The 18009-nt window shown below is 30.2% G+C and carries 19 protein-coding genes and 2 pseudogenes; 11 read left to right on the forward strand and 10 right to left on the reverse strand.

The window, feature by feature from the left end:
- Positions 1 to 27: 27 nt before the first annotated feature.
- From ABDZ93_RS09310 to glmM, 4 genes are all read left to right on the forward strand, one after another.
- Complete coding sequence (locus ABDZ93_RS09310) at positions 28 to 651, forward strand: DUF4004 family protein (protein ID WP_343825743.1); 624 nt, start codon at positions 28 to 30, stop codon at positions 649 to 651.
- A 35-nt stretch (positions 652 to 686) separates the two neighbouring features.
- Positions 687 to 1583: a polymer-forming cytoskeletal protein gene (locus ABDZ93_RS09315; RefSeq protein WP_343825745.1), complete on the forward strand. Its 897-nt coding sequence runs from the start codon at positions 687 to 689 to the stop codon at positions 1581 to 1583.
- A gap of 96 nt (positions 1584 to 1679) precedes the next feature.
- Positions 1680 to 2975: an MFS transporter gene (locus tag ABDZ93_RS09320; RefSeq protein WP_343825746.1), complete on the forward strand. Its 1296-nt coding sequence runs from the start codon at positions 1680 to 1682 to the stop codon at positions 2973 to 2975.
- 221 nt (positions 2976 to 3196) lie between these two features.
- Positions 3197 to 4546, forward strand: coding sequence for a phosphoglucosamine mutase (gene glmM, locus ABDZ93_RS09325; RefSeq protein WP_343825748.1), 1350 nt, complete (start codon positions 3197 to 3199; stop codon positions 4544 to 4546).
- Between the two features lie 44 nt (positions 4547 to 4590).
- On the opposite strand, the gene ABDZ93_RS09330 is transcribed toward glmM, so the two are convergent.
- Together ABDZ93_RS09330 and ABDZ93_RS09335 are read right to left on the reverse strand one after the other, a co-directional pair.
- Positions 4591 to 5070, reverse strand: coding sequence for a hypothetical protein (locus ABDZ93_RS09330; protein WP_343825750.1), 480 nt, complete (start codon positions 5068 to 5070; stop codon positions 4591 to 4593).
- Positions 5061 to 5276 carry a helix-turn-helix transcriptional regulator gene (locus tag ABDZ93_RS09335; protein ID WP_343825752.1) on the reverse strand — a complete coding sequence of 72 codons (216 nt, stop codon included), beginning with the start codon at positions 5274 to 5276 and terminating at the stop codon, positions 5061 to 5063. Before ABDZ93_RS09335 ends, ABDZ93_RS09330 begins: the two co-directional genes overlap by 10 nt.
- Before the next feature lie 1187 nt (positions 5277 to 6463).
- Here ABDZ93_RS09335 and glmS point away from each other — a divergent pair.
- The 6 genes from glmS (at position 6464) to ABDZ93_RS09365 (ending at position 13103) form a co-directional block, all read left to right on the forward strand.
- Positions 6464 to 8290 (forward strand): glutamine--fructose-6-phosphate transaminase (isomerizing), encoded by a 1827-nt coding sequence (glmS, locus tag ABDZ93_RS09340; RefSeq protein ID WP_343825754.1) that lies wholly within the window; start codon positions 6464 to 6466, stop codon positions 8288 to 8290.
- 229 nt (positions 8291 to 8519) lie between these two features.
- The gene (locus ABDZ93_RS09345) at positions 8520 to 8777 is read left to right on the forward strand and encodes a PDDEXK family nuclease (RefSeq protein ID WP_343825756.1); all 258 of its coding nucleotides are present in this window, start codon (positions 8520 to 8522) and stop codon (positions 8775 to 8777) included.
- Positions 8778 to 8789: 12 nt separating this feature from the next.
- On the forward strand, positions 8790 to 9362 hold the full coding sequence (locus ABDZ93_RS09350; RefSeq protein WP_343826979.1) for a TnsA endonuclease N-terminal domain-containing protein: 573 nt from the start codon (positions 8790 to 8792) through the stop codon (positions 9360 to 9362).
- Positions 9356 to 11518 (forward strand): Mu transposase C-terminal domain-containing protein, encoded by a 2163-nt coding sequence (locus tag ABDZ93_RS09355; protein WP_343825757.1) that lies wholly within the window; start codon positions 9356 to 9358, stop codon positions 11516 to 11518. The genes ABDZ93_RS09350 and ABDZ93_RS09355 overlap by 7 nt, the downstream gene beginning before the upstream one ends.
- On the forward strand, positions 11508 to 12560 hold the full coding sequence (locus ABDZ93_RS09360; protein ID WP_343825759.1) for an ATP-binding protein: 1053 nt from the start codon (positions 11508 to 11510) through the stop codon (positions 12558 to 12560). The genes ABDZ93_RS09355 and ABDZ93_RS09360 overlap by 11 nt, the downstream gene beginning before the upstream one ends.
- A 129-nt stretch (positions 12561 to 12689) precedes the next feature.
- Positions 12690 to 13103 (forward strand): hypothetical protein, encoded by a 414-nt coding sequence (locus tag ABDZ93_RS09365; RefSeq protein WP_343825761.1) that lies wholly within the window; start codon positions 12690 to 12692, stop codon positions 13101 to 13103.
- Here the strand turns inward: ABDZ93_RS09365 and ABDZ93_RS09370 are convergent.
- Entirely contained in the window at positions 13048 to 13305 is a 258-nt protein-coding gene (locus tag ABDZ93_RS09370; protein ID WP_343825762.1) for a phage integrase N-terminal SAM-like domain-containing protein, read from the reverse strand. The genes ABDZ93_RS09365 and ABDZ93_RS09370 overlap by 56 nt on opposite strands.
- 137 nt (positions 13306 to 13442) lie before the next feature.
- On the opposite strand from ABDZ93_RS09370, the pseudogene ABDZ93_RS09375 reads away from it, so the two are divergent.
- Positions 13443 to 14165: pseudogene (locus ABDZ93_RS09375) on the forward strand (IS256 family transposase); the annotation flags it as partial.
- A gap of 168 nt (positions 14166 to 14333) precedes the next feature.
- Here ABDZ93_RS09375 and ABDZ93_RS09380 read toward each other — a convergent pair.
- From ABDZ93_RS09380 to ABDZ93_RS09415, 7 genes and pseudogenes are all read right to left on the reverse strand, one after another.
- On the reverse strand, positions 14334 to 14612 hold the full coding sequence (locus tag ABDZ93_RS09380; RefSeq protein ID WP_343825763.1) for a hypothetical protein: 279 nt from the start codon (positions 14610 to 14612) through the stop codon (positions 14334 to 14336).
- 215 nt (positions 14613 to 14827) lie between these two features.
- On the reverse strand, positions 14828 to 15199 hold the full coding sequence (locus tag ABDZ93_RS09385) for an IS66 family transposase (RefSeq protein ID WP_343825764.1): 372 nt from the start codon (positions 15197 to 15199) through the stop codon (positions 14828 to 14830).
- 19 nt (positions 15200 to 15218) lie between these two features.
- Entirely contained in the window at positions 15219 to 15875 is a 657-nt protein-coding gene (locus ABDZ93_RS09395) for an IS66 family transposase (protein ID WP_425544768.1), read from the reverse strand.
- A gap of 46 nt (positions 15876 to 15921) precedes the next feature.
- Positions 15922 to 16179 carry a hypothetical protein gene (locus tag ABDZ93_RS09400; protein WP_343825766.1) on the reverse strand — a complete coding sequence of 86 codons (258 nt, stop codon included), beginning with the start codon at positions 16177 to 16179 and terminating at the stop codon, positions 15922 to 15924.
- A 52-nt stretch (positions 16180 to 16231) separates the two neighbouring features.
- The gene (gene tnpB / locus ABDZ93_RS09405; protein WP_343825768.1) at positions 16232 to 16627 is read right to left on the reverse strand and encodes an IS66 family insertion sequence element accessory protein TnpB; all 396 of its coding nucleotides are present in this window, start codon (positions 16625 to 16627) and stop codon (positions 16232 to 16234) included.
- Positions 16624 to 16974, reverse strand: a complete 351-nt coding sequence (gene tnpA, locus ABDZ93_RS09410; protein ID WP_343825770.1) for an IS66 family insertion sequence element accessory protein TnpA — start codon at positions 16972 to 16974, stop codon at positions 16624 to 16626. Before tnpA ends, tnpB begins: the two co-directional genes overlap by 4 nt.
- A gap of 71 nt (positions 16975 to 17045) precedes the next feature.
- Positions 17046 to 17348, reverse strand: a pseudogene (locus ABDZ93_RS09415) (transposase); the annotation flags it as partial.
- Positions 17349 to 18009: the final 661 nt, after the last annotated feature.

An 18009-nucleotide genomic window follows, 5' to 3' on the forward strand; every position in this document is an offset into this window, starting at 1 on the left:
CTAGACTATAAAAGAGGAGGAAATAAAGTGGAGGAAGAGTTAATTTCTAAAAAAGAAATATTAGATATGACGGGAATATCTTACGGACAACTATATAGATGGAAGAGAAAAGAGCTTATTCCAGAAGAGTGGTTTATAAAGAAGTCGAGTTATACGGGTCAAGAAACATTCTTCCCTAGGGAGAAGATAATAAATAGAATAAATAAAATTATAGAGTTAAAGGATGATATGCCTTTAGATGATTTAGCCGCAATGTTTACTAACAAACCAAAGGTAGATGATGTAAGTGAAGAGTATGTTATAGAAAAAGAAATTATAAGAGAAGAAACTCTTCCTATATATAAGGATATATTCAGAGAAAAGAATGAATATAATTTTAAGGATATTTTACTGATGCATATACTTCAAAGTGAATTTGATTTAGGAAAGCTAACTATTAGTGAGATAGAAATCATGTTAAAACTCATTGATAAAGAATATAGAAATATAGAAGAAAAAGATGGAACACTTTATATCATAAGAAGATTAGGTATTGGAATTTGTGTAGTAGCATACAGAGAAAAAATAATTGTGGATGATGGCAGCAAAATCATAGGTGAAGTAAATATTAAAAATACTATAGAAAATATTAAGATGAGATTAACAGTATAGTTAACATTTAAAAATATAAAAAATGGGGTGTAAAAATGAATTATGATAATTGTGCTGATTTAAAAATAAATGATGACTGGGTATCACAAGGTGGAAATTATAGAGATATAAAAATAAGTGGAGATGGAACTATAAATGGGGATATTAATTGTAGAACTATCAGTGTAAGTGGGGATGCAGAATTAAAGGGAAATGTATACTGTGAAGACCTATTTAAAGTAAGTGGAGATGTGGATATAAAAAATAGTCTACAGTGTGGAACTCTAAGAGTTAGTGGAGATGTAGATATCCATGAGAATTTATCTGTAAGGGGAGAATTAAAGATTAGTGGAGATGTTAATGTAGATGGAAGATTAACTTGTGGAACCCTCAGAATAAGTGGGGATTTAGACGTAAAAAGCAACCTGGATTGTACTGGATTATTTCATTTAAGTGGAGATGCTGTTATTGGAGGAAATCTAAAAGCTGATAAAATTGAAGCTTCAGGTGATATAGAAAGTGAAGGGAAAATTACTGGTGGAGATATAGTTATATCGGGAGATATAACTGTAAAAGAAGGTATAGAGGGAGAAAAAATAACTTTAAGTGGGGATACAAATAGTGATGGACTAATAAATGGTGATGAGATATACATTACCATGTCAGGAAATCATCATATTAAAGAAATAGGTGGAAGATTTGTAGCAGTAACAGAAAATATATCAGGAAATGGAATAATAAATTCACTATTTGCTAATAGATTTAGAAATAAAGGAAGTCTTCATTGTCAATGTATAGAAGGGGATGACATACTACTTAAAAATTCCAAGGTAGCTATAGTAAGAGGTAAAAATGTTACCATAGGAAAAGGATCAATTATTAATAGAGTTGAATATTCAGGAGAGCTTATCATAGAAGATGATGGAATAGTTAAAGAGTCTATAAGGATATAGTTAAAAACAATATAAGTTACAGCTGTTAATATAATGTAAAGTTATCTGTTAAATATAATTAATAACATATGAATTAAAACAAGAAGGGGGAAAATCATGGAGGAAAAGTTAAAAGATCAAGGGGAAAATATAAGATTATGGAATAAGAACTTTTTCTTGCTTTGGCAAGGACAGCTGGTATCTATGCTTGGGGATATATTATATATGATAGCATTGGACTTTTGGATACTAGACATTACTGGCTCCACTGGACTTATGGGACTTTTAAGTGCTCTTACAATGCTACCAAGAATAGTTTTAGGACCTTTCGCAGGAGTCTTTGTAGATAAGTGGAATAGAAGAAATATTATAGTTTTAACGGATTTTATAAGAGGTATAGTTATAACCTTTGTAGGCATTGCTGGTATATTTGGATTTATACAGGTATGGATGGTATTTATAGTTGGAATAATTAGTGGGTTATGTTCTGCTTTTTTTGGACCAGCTGTAAATTCAATAAAACCAGAATTAGTTCACGAATCTAAATTTGTAAAAGCTAATTCTGTTACTAGTCTTGCAACTTCTGGTATGGATATGATAGGAAGTGCTATAGGCGGAGTTATATATGTAGCCATTGGTGCTCCATACATGTTTTTGGCTAATGGTATATCTTATTTAATTTCAGCTTTTACAGAAATATTTATAACCGAGCCTAAAAGAGAGAAGAAAGCTGAAAAAATAACTTTTGTAGAAGATTTTAAAGAGGGATTTAGATTTCTTTGGAACTTTAAAACTTTAAGAAATTTATTTTTACTTGCATCACTACTAAATCTTTTTGTTAATGCAGCATTTATATTAATACTTCCATATTTTAAATCTATGCCATTTTTGGGACCAGAAAAATACGGTTTATTTATGGCATCTATACCTATGGGAATGTTAGTAGGAAGTGCACTCTTATCAATAATTAGCATTAAAAAGAATCAAAAGTTTAAGATTTATAAATTTGGTGCATTGATATGTCTTGGAATGCTACCTTTTGTGGTTATAGTAGAAAATTTTTATGTTATGATACCTATAGCATTTATATCCTTTTTATTCAATGTAATATTTAATACTATATTTAATTCTGCAATTATGCTTGTAGTACCATCAGATAAGAGAGGTAAAATTGGAGCATTAATGAATACCATAAGTGGAGGATTACAGCCTATAGGAACTTTGGTTGGTGGAATTTTAGGTGAATTTATGCCTATAAGAGCAGCTATTTTATCTCTTCTAGGTGTAACTTTTATATTTGCTATAGCATTGGTTTCAGTAAGAGGAAGTAAAGCGTTGATGGAATATGAAAGCAGTGATGGTACCGTAGAGGAACTTATAGAGAAAACAAATGGTATTGCCTTAGGAAGTTAATATGGTATAAAAAGAATAGTAGACAATAAAAGCAACACAGATTTTGTGTTGCTTTTGTTATATTTAAGGATTAATGGTAAACTATTATTGTTATGATATATAATTTATATTATAATAAATCTGTATGTTATAGTGAAAACTTCACATGATAATGTAAACTTAGTAGATAAAATGAGATTATTTGTAGATAAGAAATCATATAAAGAGGAGAAGAATGATATATGAGTAGAATGTTTGGAACTGATGGAGTAAGAGGAATTGCTAATAAGGAATTAACTGTAGACCTTGCATATAAACTTGGAAAAGCGGGAGCATTAGTTTTAACTCAGTGCACTAGCAAACCTAGAATAATTGTAGGAATGGACACAAGAATATCTGGAGATATGCTAGAATCAGCTTTAGTTGCAGGGATTTTATCAGTAGGAGCAGAGGCTCTTTGTCTAGGGGTAGTACCAACTCCAGCTGTTGCGTATTTAACAAGAAAGTATAAGGCAGAAGCAGGTGTTGTAATATCTGCATCACATAATCCCGTTGAATATAATGGTATTAAGTTCTTTAATAAAGATGGATTTAAGTTAAGTGATGAATTAGAAGATAAAATTCAAAAGTTAATAGAAAGTGATTTTGAAGGAATTGATATTCCTACAGGAGGAATGTTAGGTAGAAAATACATAGGAGAAGATGCCATAAGTGACTATGTAGAGTTTGCTAAATCTACTATTGATGGTGATTTAAGTGGTATGAAAATTGCCGTTGACTGTGCAAATGGAGCAGCTTATAAAACTTCAGTAAAAGCATTAAAAGAATTAGGAGCAGAAGTTTTTATAATTAATAGCGATCCAGATGGAATTAATATAAATAAGGATTGTGGTTCAACTCACCCTGAGGAGCTAATGAAATTTGTTGTGGAAAATAGATGCAATTTAGGATTAGCCTTTGATGGGGATGCAGATAGATGCCTAGCAGTAGATGAAAAAGGAAACCTTGTGAATGGAGATTTCATGATGGTAATAGCAGCTAAACATCTTAAGTCTATAGGTAAATTAAATCAGGATATAGTTGTTGTAACTGTTATGAGTAACCTTGGACTTCATATAGCTTTAAAAGAAGCTGGGATTAAAACTATTAGTACTAAGGTTGGAGATAGATATGTGCTAGAAGAGATGGCTAAAGAAGGATATTCTATTGGGGGAGAGCAATCAGGTCACGTTATATTCTTAGATTTCAATACTACAGGAGATGGTTTAGTTTCAGGACTTCAACTTGCAGAAACAGTGAAGAGTACTGGAAAAACTTTAAGTGAACTTGCAGCAACAATGAAGGAATTACCACAAGTATTAGTAAATGCGAAGGTACCAAATAACATGAAGGATATCCATGAGAAAGATGAAGAAATCATAGCAGATATAAAAGCAATGGAAGATAAAATGGCAGGTTGCGGTAGAGTATTAATCAGACCTTCGGGTACAGAGCCACTAGTGAGAGTAATGCTAGAAGGTGAAAATCAAGAAGAAATAGATAAAATGGCTCATGAACTAGCTAAAAAAATAGAAGAAAAAGCGAATAGATAAAATAAGACCCGTGAAATTTCACGGGTTTTTATTATAAAATTCACCTAAAGTTTTTTACTATAGTACACTTGTAGAATGACAAATGTAACCATAAATACAACAAGTACAATCCATAGAGTCCAGAATATAGCAAGGTTGAATATTCCAGATATCATTAAGCCTATATAAACAAGAATGTTTAGTATAATAGCTGAAGAGTATATAGCTTTCTGAGTAATCATTTGATTTCTCTCATCTTGTTCTTCTAACCTTTTTTCTTTTAGTTTCTTTTCATCTTTTAAAATGTTTTTTATCTTAATTATAAATATTAAACCTATTGTAATTAATGCAGCACCGATTCCAGTATAAAATCCATTTAAAAAGTCAGGTAGATAGTCATATTTTCCATTAGAAAATATAAAACTAATAGCTATAGTGGCAACTCCAAGAATAACCACAATATAAAGTAAAGAAAATCTTTTCTTTAGTACTTTTTTATAATCTTTATCCGTTGTAGCGTTAGATATAATAGCTTTTAATAACATAAATTTTCCTCCTCTAAATCAAAAATAAAAATGTCTTCAATGTTCATTTCAAAATACTGAGCAATTTTATGGGCTAATACCAATGAAGCTTTATATTTACCGTTTTCAAGAGAAATAATTGTTTGTCTAGTAACATCTACAGCATCAGCAAGTTCACTTTGAGTAACTCGTTTTTCTTTGCGAAGTTCTTGGATTCTGTTTTTCAACTTATCACATCCTGTTCTATTAGTAATATTTAATAATAAATCTTTAGGTTCTTTAAATGTACAGCAAACTTTACAATTTAAGTATAGTACACTTTACTTTTAATGTCAAGCATACTATACATTTTTATGAAAATTATTTATATTTTAAGTAGGAAAACCTTGAAACCCGCATGGCGACAACAACTAGTTAAATATTTATATAGGTAAATAGTTTTGTATAAAAAAGTTTAACTATTTTTATATATAAATATTTGTATAATTAAGATTAGAATTAAATAAACATTTATAATTGTGGAATTAATTTGAAATAAAATAATATAAAGTTAAATAATATTATAATTGAAATATGTATATATATAGATGAATTTCATTTATTAGACACTATTAATAAATACCATTGACCAAAATGCATTAAATGAATATAATATAATGAGGTTAATCGGTTTTAGATTTTGGATAGATAAATATTAAAAATTTGATTTAAATAATTAATTTTAATATTAAGTTCACAAACTTTATTGCTCTTTATATCGTATATGTGGAGTATGAGTTTAAGAGAGTATATAAAATGTGTACATCCTTACTCTTTTATAATACACTTTGAAAACCAAGTGTTAGAAAGGAGGAAATAGTCTAACCACTTAACTAAGCGCCAGGACTTAAGTGAAAAGGAAGCTCCTTTTCATTGCATTTCAATGAGTAAGTTCACCTAACTAAATCAAAGATTTAGAGGGGGAAAAAGGAAACTCAATCTTATATATGGCTATTAGTGGAAACTCCGCTTCACATACGTTCTGTGGGGTAAGTTCTACTAGCCAAATCATAGATTTGGAGTGTCACTTAAGTCGACGAGGATGGGGAGTATCGAATCTTCGGCGGGTGCCCCACGGTATCGCACTACCGTTAACGATTGATAAAGATAGAAAGTGATTTCTGTTACAAAGCAATCTGGTGTAAAACCTTAACTAAATGTGGATAAGTTGATAGGTATAATCTGAACATGTGGATGGTTAAAGATAATAGTTTTAACTTCATGAAGCATTGTAGGGTATTTCTATTGCTAAAAATAATTATTTTTAATTTAATTGATAGTTATTTTCAGAGATTGTGTTGAATCAAGGGTTTTTCTTATTCATATAGAGTTAAATCTAATTTGAAATAGAAGACATTTAGGAGGAAGATTTTTTATGTGCGGAATAGTAGGTTATTTTGGAAAGAGAGAAGCAGCACCACTGCTTATTGAAGGATTAAGTAAACTTGAGTATAGAGGATATGACTCAGCTGGAGTATCTATACTAAATGATAAGGGAATTGATCTTACAAAATGCAAAGGTAGACTTGCAAATTTAGAAGAAAAGTTAGAAGAAAATCCAATTAAAGGACACATAGGTATAGGACACACTAGATGGGCTACTCATGGTAAGCCATCAGATTTAAATTCACACCCTCACACTAATGGTGATGGAACTATATCTGTAGTTCATAATGGTATTATAGAGAACTATATGGAACTTAGAGAATGGCTTATGGAAAAAGGCTATGAATTTAAGTCAGAAACAGATACTGAGGTAATTCCAAACCTTGTAGATTTCTACTACAATGGAGATTTACTAAAAGCTGTAATGGAAGTTACTAAAAAATTAGAAGGAAGCTATGCTATAGGAGTTATAGCGGTTAATGAACCAGATAAACTAGTAGCTGTAAGAAATGAAAGTCCATTAATAGTTGGTCTTGGAGAAGAAGAAAACTTTATTGCTTCAGACATACCAGCTGTATTAAATCAAACAAGAAAAATTTATCTTTTAGAAGATAAAGAATTTGTTGTTATGACTAAGGATGGAATAAAAATATATGATCAAAATGAAAAAGAAGTTAAGAAAGAAGTATTTAATGTAACTTGGGATGCTGATGCTGCTGAAAAAGGTGGATATGATCACTTCATGATGAAGGAAATCCATGAGCAACCAAAGGCTATAAGAGATACTATGGCTTCAAGAATTATTTCTGGTCAACCAATAAAAATTGATGATATAACTATAACAAAAGAACAAATAGAAAAGTTAAACAAGGTATATATAGTAGCTTGTGGAACTGCATACCACGCTGGATTAGTTGGAAAATATATTATTGAAAAACTTGCTAGAATACAAGTAGAAGTAGATATAGCATCTGAATTTAAATATAGAGATCCAATAATAGATGAAAATACTCTTATGATAGTTGTTAGCCAATCAGGAGAAACAGCAGACACTATGTCAGCTTTAAGACTTGCTAAGAAAAAAGGTGCTAGAGTAATAGCTGTTACTAATGTAGTTGGAAGCTCAGCTTCAAGGGAAGCAGATGATATACTATACACTTGGGCAGGTCCAGAAATAGCAGTTGCATCAACAAAAGCTTATGTAACTCAATTAATAGCTATGTACACAATTGCTCTATTCTTTGCAGAGCAAAAGGGTACGGTATCTCAAGATAAGATAGAAGCTATTAAAACAGAGATGTTAACTCTTCCAGAAAAAGCAGAAGCAGCACTTAAGTGTGATGATGTAGTTAAAGCTCTAGCAGCAAAAACTTGTGATGAAAAAGACATGTTCTTCTTAGGAAGAGGCCTTGACCACGCTGTAGCAATGGAAGGATCTTTAAAATTAAAAGAGATATCTTATATTCATTCAGAAGCATATGCTTCAGGAGAATTAAAGCATGGTCCAATAGCCTTAATTGAAGAGGGAACAGTAGTGGTAACTATGGCAACTCAAGAAGACTTATTTGATAAGACTGTAAGTAATATGAAAGAAGTTATTGCAAGAGGAGCTAGAGTATTTGCAGTGGCTCAAGAAGGTCACACAGATATAGAAAAGTCTGTAGAATCAGCAATCTACATTCCAAAAGTAATGGATTTATTAGCTCCAGTTATAGCTATAATTCCAATGCAACTATTCTCTTATTATATGTCAATGGAAAAAGGTTGCGATGTAGACAAGCCAAGAAACCTTGCAAAATCAGTTACTGTAGAATAGATAGTAGAAGTTTAATATGAATGTAGGTTTATAATAAAGTTGTATTATTTACAATAAAGTCGTATCGATTATAATAAAGTTATATTATTTATAATAAAGTTGTATCAAAATTAAATAATTTGTTAATACTAAATTTAATGTTTAGTATTAATAAATTAGAATGAAGCATATAAGACTAGACATTTAAAAATAGAAATGTCTAGTCTTTTGTTTTTATAGGAGTGAAATTATGGCAAAAAGAAAAAGGATACATAATATTGAGAAGATGATAAAGGAAGGTTATGGATCAGGTGTAGGTAAGGATTATAAACCATGGATTAAAATTCAAGATGTTCCTTCAAAGGGCAGAGTTACTAGAGTTAAGGGAATAAAAACTAATCGTCAGCATGAATTGTTATCAGATATGGAAAGAAATTATTTTTATATATTAGAGTTTTCAGACAAGGTAGTAGATATAAGGGAGCAATATCCCTTATTGCCAATATAAGATACTATTGCTATTGCACAGGAGCTAGGTGTAAAGCATTCCGCTAACCCAGAAACAGGGGAAGAGGTTGTTATGACTACTGATTTTTTTATAACTATATCAACAACTAAAGGCATTAAGGAAGTAGCGAGAACAATAAAATCAAAGGATGATTTATTATACAAAAGAGTAATTGAGAAATTCGAAATTGAACGTGAATTTTGGAAAAGAAAAGATGTTGATTGGGCTATAGTAACTGAAGAAGAGATAGATAAAGTAATGGCCCATAATATAAGTTTTATTCAGGGATATAGAGACATTAAAAGTGTAGATGGATTTAATGTAATGGAGCCTTATGATATACAAGATTTGATATATGAGTTCATGCGAAGGATTGTAGATAATAACAGAAGTGTGAGAAGAATTTCTAGTGAATTTGATAGTGATATGGATCTCCCTATTGGTTCTGGATTAAGTATTTTTAAGTTTTTGCTAATAAATAAGGTTATAACAATTGATATATTAAAGGAGATTAATGTAAATAATATCATTCCGATTATATCAATAAACAATGAACAGATTAAGAAGGTAGAAAAAATATGTTAGATATAAATTCAGTTTATAAATATATAGATACTGGCAATGAAGAAAAAGTGAGAATTATAGGTATTAATAATGATTTTGTATATATTGTTGAGATAGAGCAATCCACCTCTATGCCTAAAAAGGAATTTTTACAGTCCATGTTACAAGATATTGAAGGTAATAAGCTTTTAAAGATTAAGGATCCGTTTGCACGAGTAATTAATGAAAAAGAATTATCAGAATTACAAAGGAAAAAGCGAGATGATGATTGGAAAATAATACTTAAATATTGGGAAGAAAATAAACTAGAAATATTAGAGAAGAAATCTAGGATGAAAATTTTTGAGATAATAGCGAAAGAAGAGGAGTTGAGTGTTCCTAAAATTAAAAAACTATTTAATCGCTTTTGGCAAAGAGGAATGAATAAAAACTCATTATTACCAGACTATATGAATTCTGGTGGAAAAGGAAAAGAAAGAAAATTATCAGAAATAAAAGCTGGAAGACCTAAGAAAATAGATTTTTATGGGGAATCATTAGATGGAATAAATATAACAGAGGATGTTAAAAAGCAAATCGAATTTGTGGTTAATAAGTATTATAGAAATAAATATAAGATAAGTCTGAAAGAAACATATACTTTAATGCTTAGAGAATTTTATTCAGATACTGTTAAGGAAAAAAAAGAAATAAAATATGTAACTTGGGATAAGTCTAGAATTCCTACATATAATCAATTCTATTATTGGTTTAAAAAGAAAGAAAACATACAAAGAGATATTGTGTTTAGAGAAAGTGAGAAGGAGTTTAACTTAAAACATAGAGAACTACTAAGTGACTCAAAACAAGAAACTGATGGACCAGGAACAAGATTTCAAGTGGATGCAACTATTGCTGATTTGTATCTAGTAAGTTCATTAAATCGAAATAGAGTGATTGGAAAACCGATACTTTACGCTATTATTGATGTTTTTTCAAGAATTGTAACAGGGATATATGTTGGTCTTGAGGGACCATCTTGGCTTGGGGCTATGATGGCATTAGATAATATGATAGAAGATAAGGTAGAGTATTGTACAAGATATGGAATTGAAATTACTGAAGATCAATGGCCATGCAAACATCTCCCTGAAATTATTATCGCAGATAGAGGGGAATTTGAAGGCTTTTCAGTAGAAAATATCATTAATAATTTAAATGTAAAGATAGAAAATACATCTCCTTATAGGGGTGATTTAAAAGGAATAGTTGAAGGAAGTTTCAAAACAACAAATGAAAAAATAAAACATAAAACGCCAGGAGCTATTTTAAAAGAATATAGAAAAAGAGGAGATAGAGATTATAGATTGGACGCTACATTAACACTGGAGGAATTCACTAAAATTTATATAAATATGGTGCTGCATCATAATAGAAAAATTATAGATAAATATTCTCTAGAAAAAGAAATGATTGCTGATGAGATAACTCCAACCCCAATTAATTTATGGAATTGGGGTATAAGAAATAAAAAAGGAAGGCTTAGAACTGTAGAAAGAGAAATATTAAGACTTAATATTTTACCTAAGGGAAAGGCGAGTATTTCTAGAGCTGGAATTAGATTTAAAGGATTATATTATAGTTCTGACAAGGCTGTAAGAGAGCAATGGTTTATAAATCTTAAGATAAGAAGTATAGAGGTAGTATATGACCCTAGAAATATAGATAAAATTTATATACCTCATGATAATGGGCTAGATTATGAAGAGTGTTATTTGTTAGCTAAAAGTAAGCAATATAAAAATTGTATATTAGAAGAAATAATCTTTAATGAAGAGCTTGCAGCAGAATTAAAAGATAAAGAAATCAGAGAACAAAATCAGAATAATATAAATTTAGAAGAAGAGATTGATAAAATAGTTAAACAAGCAAAAAAAGAAAAAGAAAAGGAGATAGATTATAGTCTGTCAGCAAATCAAAAGATTAAAGGTATTAAAAGGAATAGGGTAGTCGAAAAGGAGGTTATTAGAATTACAGAAGCGTTTGATTTAGGAGAATCAAAATATGCATCAAGCATCGAATCTAATGTGATTATATTTCCTACAAATGAAGAAAAAGATATTAATGAAGAGTCAAATGCTAAGTCTAAATTAATGGATAAGTTAAGAAAAAAGAGAGATGAAAAGTATGAGAAATAGTGAAAATATCTTAGTTCTTAAAGGGAATATAGAGATAGCAAAATATAAAAAGCAAATTATAAGAGAGTATTCATATAATCCATTCATAGAAGCCTTACCTAATATTTTTACACAGGATGATGTTATAGATAAGTTTAGTGTAAATCCTATAATTAATGAAAAAGACAGGTATATGGATACAAACTTTAGATATCATATTATAAAAAGAGCTAAAAATTTTGTTCAACCATTGCCTATTCATTTTGTAGTTGAAAGAAGATTATCAACTCTCATTAGAAGAGGATATTTAGCGAGAAACCCCTTGGATAAGAGCTATTTAGAAAAACTACGTATCTTAAATGACATACATGATAGCAAAGAATATGGTGACAATTTAATTAAAGAAAGAATGAGCAATATACGATCTACGGCAGATAGTATGGCTATAATTGGGATTTCTGGAATGGAAAAAACTACAGCTATAGAAAGACTTTTGCTAATGTATCCTCAAGTAATTAAGCATGAAGAGTATAATGGACAAAATTTTAGTAGGACACAGATAGTGTGGCTTAAAATAGATTGTCCTTATGATGGAAGTTTGTCAACTTTATGCAAGAGTTTTTTTAAGGCAATAGATGATTTACTTGACATTCGGTATCTTGAAAAATTTGGCTATTCTAATAGAATGACATCTTCAATGATGCTTCACATGACATCTTTAGCAAGTATGTATGGTATAGGTGTCCTTGTTATAGATGAAATGCAACATTTATTAAATGCTAAAAATGATATGGAAGAGATGCTTAATTTTTTTGTTACGCTAAGTAATACAGTTGGAATACCAACAGTACTAATAGGCACTTCAAAGGCACAAAAACTTTTTAGTAATACTTTTAGAGAGGGAAGGAGAAGCACAAGTGAAGGTTCCATTATATGGGATAGAATGCCTAGAGAAAGTGTTGAATGGAAATTTTTCTTAGATTCATTATGGAAATTTCAATGCCTAAGGGAGTATACTCCACTAGATCAAAAGCTAAAAGACATTTTTTATGATGAATGTTAGGGGATAACGTCTGTAGCAGTAAATTTATTTATACTATCACAAGAAAAGGCATTAAGTGAAGAATTTGAAAAACTTAATGCAAGAATAATTAGAGAAACGGCAAAGGAAGATTTGCATATAATTCAGCCTATGATAAAAGCACTTAGAAATAACAATATTTCAGAAATTATGAAGTATGAAGATATTTCTATTAACTTAGAAGATATAGCTATAGGGTATAAACAAGATATTGAACTGGCTGGTAGAATCAAGGAATCATTTATAGAGAGAAGCAAGACTGTAGAATTAAGACGAAAAAATACTGTTGAAAATTTAATGATTGATTTAGAAGCAATTAATATATTTGATGCACTAGATAATATAACAGTAAAAAAGTTAGCAGAAAAGATAGTATCAAAACTACCGGTTAATGAAGAATATAGCACAATAAAGATGGAAGTTTTGAAAGAAGCCATTGGACTGAATGATAAAAAGAAACGGGAAAAAACTACACTGAATAAAGCAGATAAAAATGAAAATAAAATTTTAATGCACTATTTATAGCATTTACTGTACTCCTGCATAATTTCTTCTGATTGATGCAATAATCTAAGTAGATGATAATATCTTGTTCACCTAGTAATTCAGGTGGCTGGTTATAAAATTTAGAAAAGTTTTTTATGGACCATACCATATTTTTAATAGTATCTGGTGTTCGTCCACGGATTTCTAAATCTTTAATCATTTTGTCTATTTTTTCATACATTTTATCACTCCTATTAATGGTGCGTAAAATGTGAGAAGTGAAGCTTCCTTGAGAAAGAAACTTCACTTCTTATTTTTTCCATATAAAATTTGATTTAATCACTACACCAGCTATCGCTTTTAGCGATTTAGTTCTTTTATCCAATTGTGTTTATTGATGCAGTACATTTTTCTGTCAGGGATAATCATGTCATTAAAAAACTAGCTGCTTACATTATTTTAGGTATTAATGAACATGGAATGAAAGAAGTACTTAGTATTCAAATAGGCGAAAATGAAAGTAGCAAATATTGGTTAAGTGTTCTAAATGAGCTAAAAAATAGAGGCGTAAAGGATATTTTAATTTTATGTGCAGATGGGCTAACTGGAATAAAAGAATCTATTAATGTGGCGTTTCCTAATACAGAATATCAACGCTGCATAGTACATCAAGTTCGTAATACACTAAAATATGTATCTCATAAAGATAAAAAAGAATTTGCAGCAGACTTAAAAACTATATACCATGCTCCATCAGAAGAAAAAGGACATGATAATATGATTAACGTTACTGAAAAATGGCAAGAAAAATATCCTAATGCAATGAAGAGTTGGAATGCACACTGGGATGCCATAAGTCCAATATTTAAGTTTTCTTGTGACGTTAGAAAAGTTATCTATACTATAAATGCTATAGAAAGTCTTAACAGTACTTATCGTCGTTTAAATAGCCAGCGTAGCGTATTCCCTAGTGATACTTCGTTACTTAAATCTTTATATTTAGCTACTTTTGAAGCAACAAAAAAGTGGAATTTACCTCTAAGAAATTGGGGGAAGGTTTATGGCGAGCTTTCAATAATTCTTGAAAACCGCCTTGATTAGAGCCTACGGCAGACACAAAAAAATTACACCCGGTTAAGGGTGTTGTTGACATGTAAATTTTTAGGTATTATATTAAAATTAAGGTATGGAGATTTCGTTACAATCTCCACACCTTGAAATTTTATCATAGAGAGCAATTTACAGAAAAAACTTCACACTCTCGATTTTTTAATAAAAGCCTTCTTTGGCAATTTGCTTTATGTAATTATATTGTTTTCTGATAAGCTCTTTAAATTCATCATCTGATAGATCATCATAAAGTGCTATGACTTCCTCATAAAGGCACTCGTATATCAATTCACAATAATCATCATCTTCACGATGCATTTTATTATAGCGCTTCTCAATTTCATATGGAAAATCTAAAGTATAGGCTATATCATCAATTTTTCCATTAAGAAACTTCTTTGTCATATTCATCATAAAATTAATATTAGGCTGATTCACTGTAAGATTCCTCCTCTGTATTTACTTTGCAGTGTGCTTGTATTTTACCTGACCAAGGTAAATACTCCTCAAGTACCCAAGGTTCGAGTGGAAATTTACTATTTGGTAAATTTTTAAATATATATTCAAGATATTTGTACGCATCTATGTTATTAGCTGCCGCTGTATTTACAATGCTAAATATAATAGCAGATGCTTTTTCACCATGAACTGAATCAGAAAATAATGAGTTTTTTTCTTGTAATTGCCACTGGTTTTACAGCTTGTTCGCTTAAATTGTTTGATAAAGGTATTTCTCCATTAATTAAAAAATTGGTAAAATATTCTCTGTGATTTAGAGTATATTTGAAAGCTTTTTTCAAGTTTGAATTATTAGTGTTAGTATTTTCAGCCCATGCGAAAAAGGCATCCAATACAGGGACGCTTTTAATAAGCCTATTCTTTTTACACTCTTCAGGTGATAACTCTTGCCATTTTCTTTCTAATCTAAAAAGTTTATGACAGAAATTACGTCCAATGGCTCCGCCAGATCCAGGTATTTCTTTTTTCTTAGAATCCAGAGGGATAGCCTCAATATAATACCTCAAAGGCAACGAGTTATATCTTTCACCTTTTCATAACCAGCATAAGCATCTGAAACAAGAAAACCTTCAAATCCTTCAAGGAATTTTTTGCATGGTCGCCAACCCTGCTACTAGTATATTGGTATAGAATTATTGCTTTTTCTTCACAACCTCCGGTTCTATGTACCCATATAAAAGAATTATTAGACGCAAGCTTACCAGCTTCCTTATTTACTTGCCAAGTTGTTTCATCACTCATGATAACATTAGATTTTAACAATTCCTTGTGCATTGCATCATATAAAGGCTTTAGCCAATATTCAGAGCTACGAATCATCCAGTTTGCCATCATATCTCTTTTGATTTCACAACCTATTCTTTTAAAGTCCTTCTCTTGACGGTGTAATGGTATTGACATTACATATTTCTCATACATTACCCATGATATAATTGATGGCGACGCAAAAGAGTGCGTAAGCACAGGAGCAGGCACGGGCGCACTTGTTATACAGTCAAATGGATTAATATCATTTTTGCCACACTCAATACATTTATATACATATTGGACGTAGTCCTTCATTATTAGCTTTGCTGGTATATATTCAATCTCAGATCGAACCTTTTTCTTTCCTATTGTCTTAAGAACACTACCACAAACTTTACAAAGAGCCTCATCTTCATTAATAACACATTCAACCACTTCGTGGGGCAATGATTTAATAGTTTGTCACGATCACCTTTTTTTCTTATAGGCCTTTTATATCTATAACTTTATTGTCAGTTTCTTTTAATTTTTCATCAATTAACTCACCAAAAATAAAACATTGTCCGCTTATCACAGGTGTTTTCTCAGTTGATGCTCCAAAACGTTGCTTTGCAGCTTGAAGCACTGCTTGAGTTAAAATTTGAACATTATGTTCCAGAGATTCTACCTTATCTTGCAGTTTTCTATTTTGATTTTCAAGTTCTTTAATAAGTTGATTTTTTTCATCTAAACACTGCATTTTAAGGCTCCTTTCTGGTTAATATTACAGTAATATTATACCATAAAAGTGGCTATTTTACTATGTTTTGACAGAAATTAAAAATCATATTTTGTGTTTCAACACGCTCTTTAAGTGCTTTCTTCTGATCAATCTGCAAGCCAGCCACTAGCCATTCAAGCTGTTGCGTTGTTATTGCCATTACTTCTCCTTGAGTCTTTGGCCACTGGAATTTCATTTCATTTGAAAGAAATTTTGTAACTAAAACAAACCCATTTCCATCCCATCTTAAAGCTCGAAGAGAGTTATGTTTTTTATTACAAAACAAGAAAACACACTCTCCACTATAAGGATCAAGTTTAAATTTTAAAAAGATCAGTGAAGCTAGTCCATTTTGTTGCTTCCTAAAATCCGTTACACCTAAAGCAATGTAGATATGTTCAGCCTTATCGGTTATATGATGCATCATAACTGTTGCAGAACTTTCATTAGTCCTGCCAAAGAATCTTTGTCAAAATTGCTAGGTACTGTTACCTGAATATCTTTGAAAAATATCTGAAAATCAGCTACATGATTTTGAATTAATTTATCTTCATGCTCCTCTGAAATAATAGATGTTACCTCAACAAACTCCATTGTATCATCAGATACTTGCATTTTATTTATTTTACTGCTCCAATAATAATATCTATTTTTCTTGACTGAATTAATTTTGCACCATTCTGAAACCGATAGTCCACTTGTGGCCCTTTCCTTAATTCTTTGCTCCCAGAGAACCATGTCTTGATTTGTTGATTTCAAAATAAAACCTCCCATCTGTTTACTTTATCAAAGTATAACAAATAGGAGGAAGTTTTACAGGACGGTATTTGTTCCATAGCTTACTAAAGAGATAATATTTTATCTTCAATTTCATTAGAACTTCTATAATGTTTACCAATTATTTTAGGATCAAAGTCACCATTTCTGTCTCTTGGAACATTAATTTCAACAGGACCCAGTTCTGTTTTAACAGTCTTTTTAGAATAGCCATTCCTGATATTTTCAGTGGATTTTTCAGAGGTGTTATATTTTGAATATCCCAAAGCAGAGTCCATTTCTGCTTCAAGAGTCTCCTGAAAAACATCTCTAAACATTTCTTTTAAACCTTTAAGAATATCATCTGTACTTGAAAAGTTCTGTTCTTTGATGTATTCCCTTAATAAATATTTTTACAAATTTGATATAAAAACTCCTACTTGTAATATTTTGTTATCTCAATTATTGCCAAGAAGGAGTCTGTTTTATTCAGTTTACACAAAATTATTAATAGTGCCGCAATAGCTGTTAGTAAGTTGATTTTGCAAGAATACAGTTTGTTTAATTGCTAGAACAAATTACGTAATCCATAATACTCCTTTTTTACAAAAACAAGTTATAATAAGCTTATTGAGTATAGTATGCTTCGTAAAGTAACACAAAGCAGAATAAGGGCATTTAAAGGTGATGTATAAGGCGAAAGTTTTATTTATCATCTTTTATTATTTATGAGTCTTAAATAAATTCATCCTATATTTATCTTGTATTTCCATATGAAGAACCATGTTTATAGTTTCATGAAAAACATCAAATCGATACGTCTATATCAGATAGAAGTAATTTTGTTGCAAATAGACGAAATGTGTTGTAATTTATTGTTTTTTTGAATTTATATTTAAATTTATACAATAAATGCAAAAATAGTACATATTTATACATATAATGAAATTATTTAATAAATTATGATTGAATTGTATACATAAGTATGGTATTTTTAATAAATAGTTAAAATGATTAATTTATTTAAAATAGTAAAAATATTATGTTTATTAT

It is taken from the genome of Clostridium subterminale (genome assembly GCF_039521425.1).
GTDB lineage: Bacteria > Bacillota > Clostridia > Clostridiales > Clostridiaceae > Clostridium_J > Clostridium_J subterminale.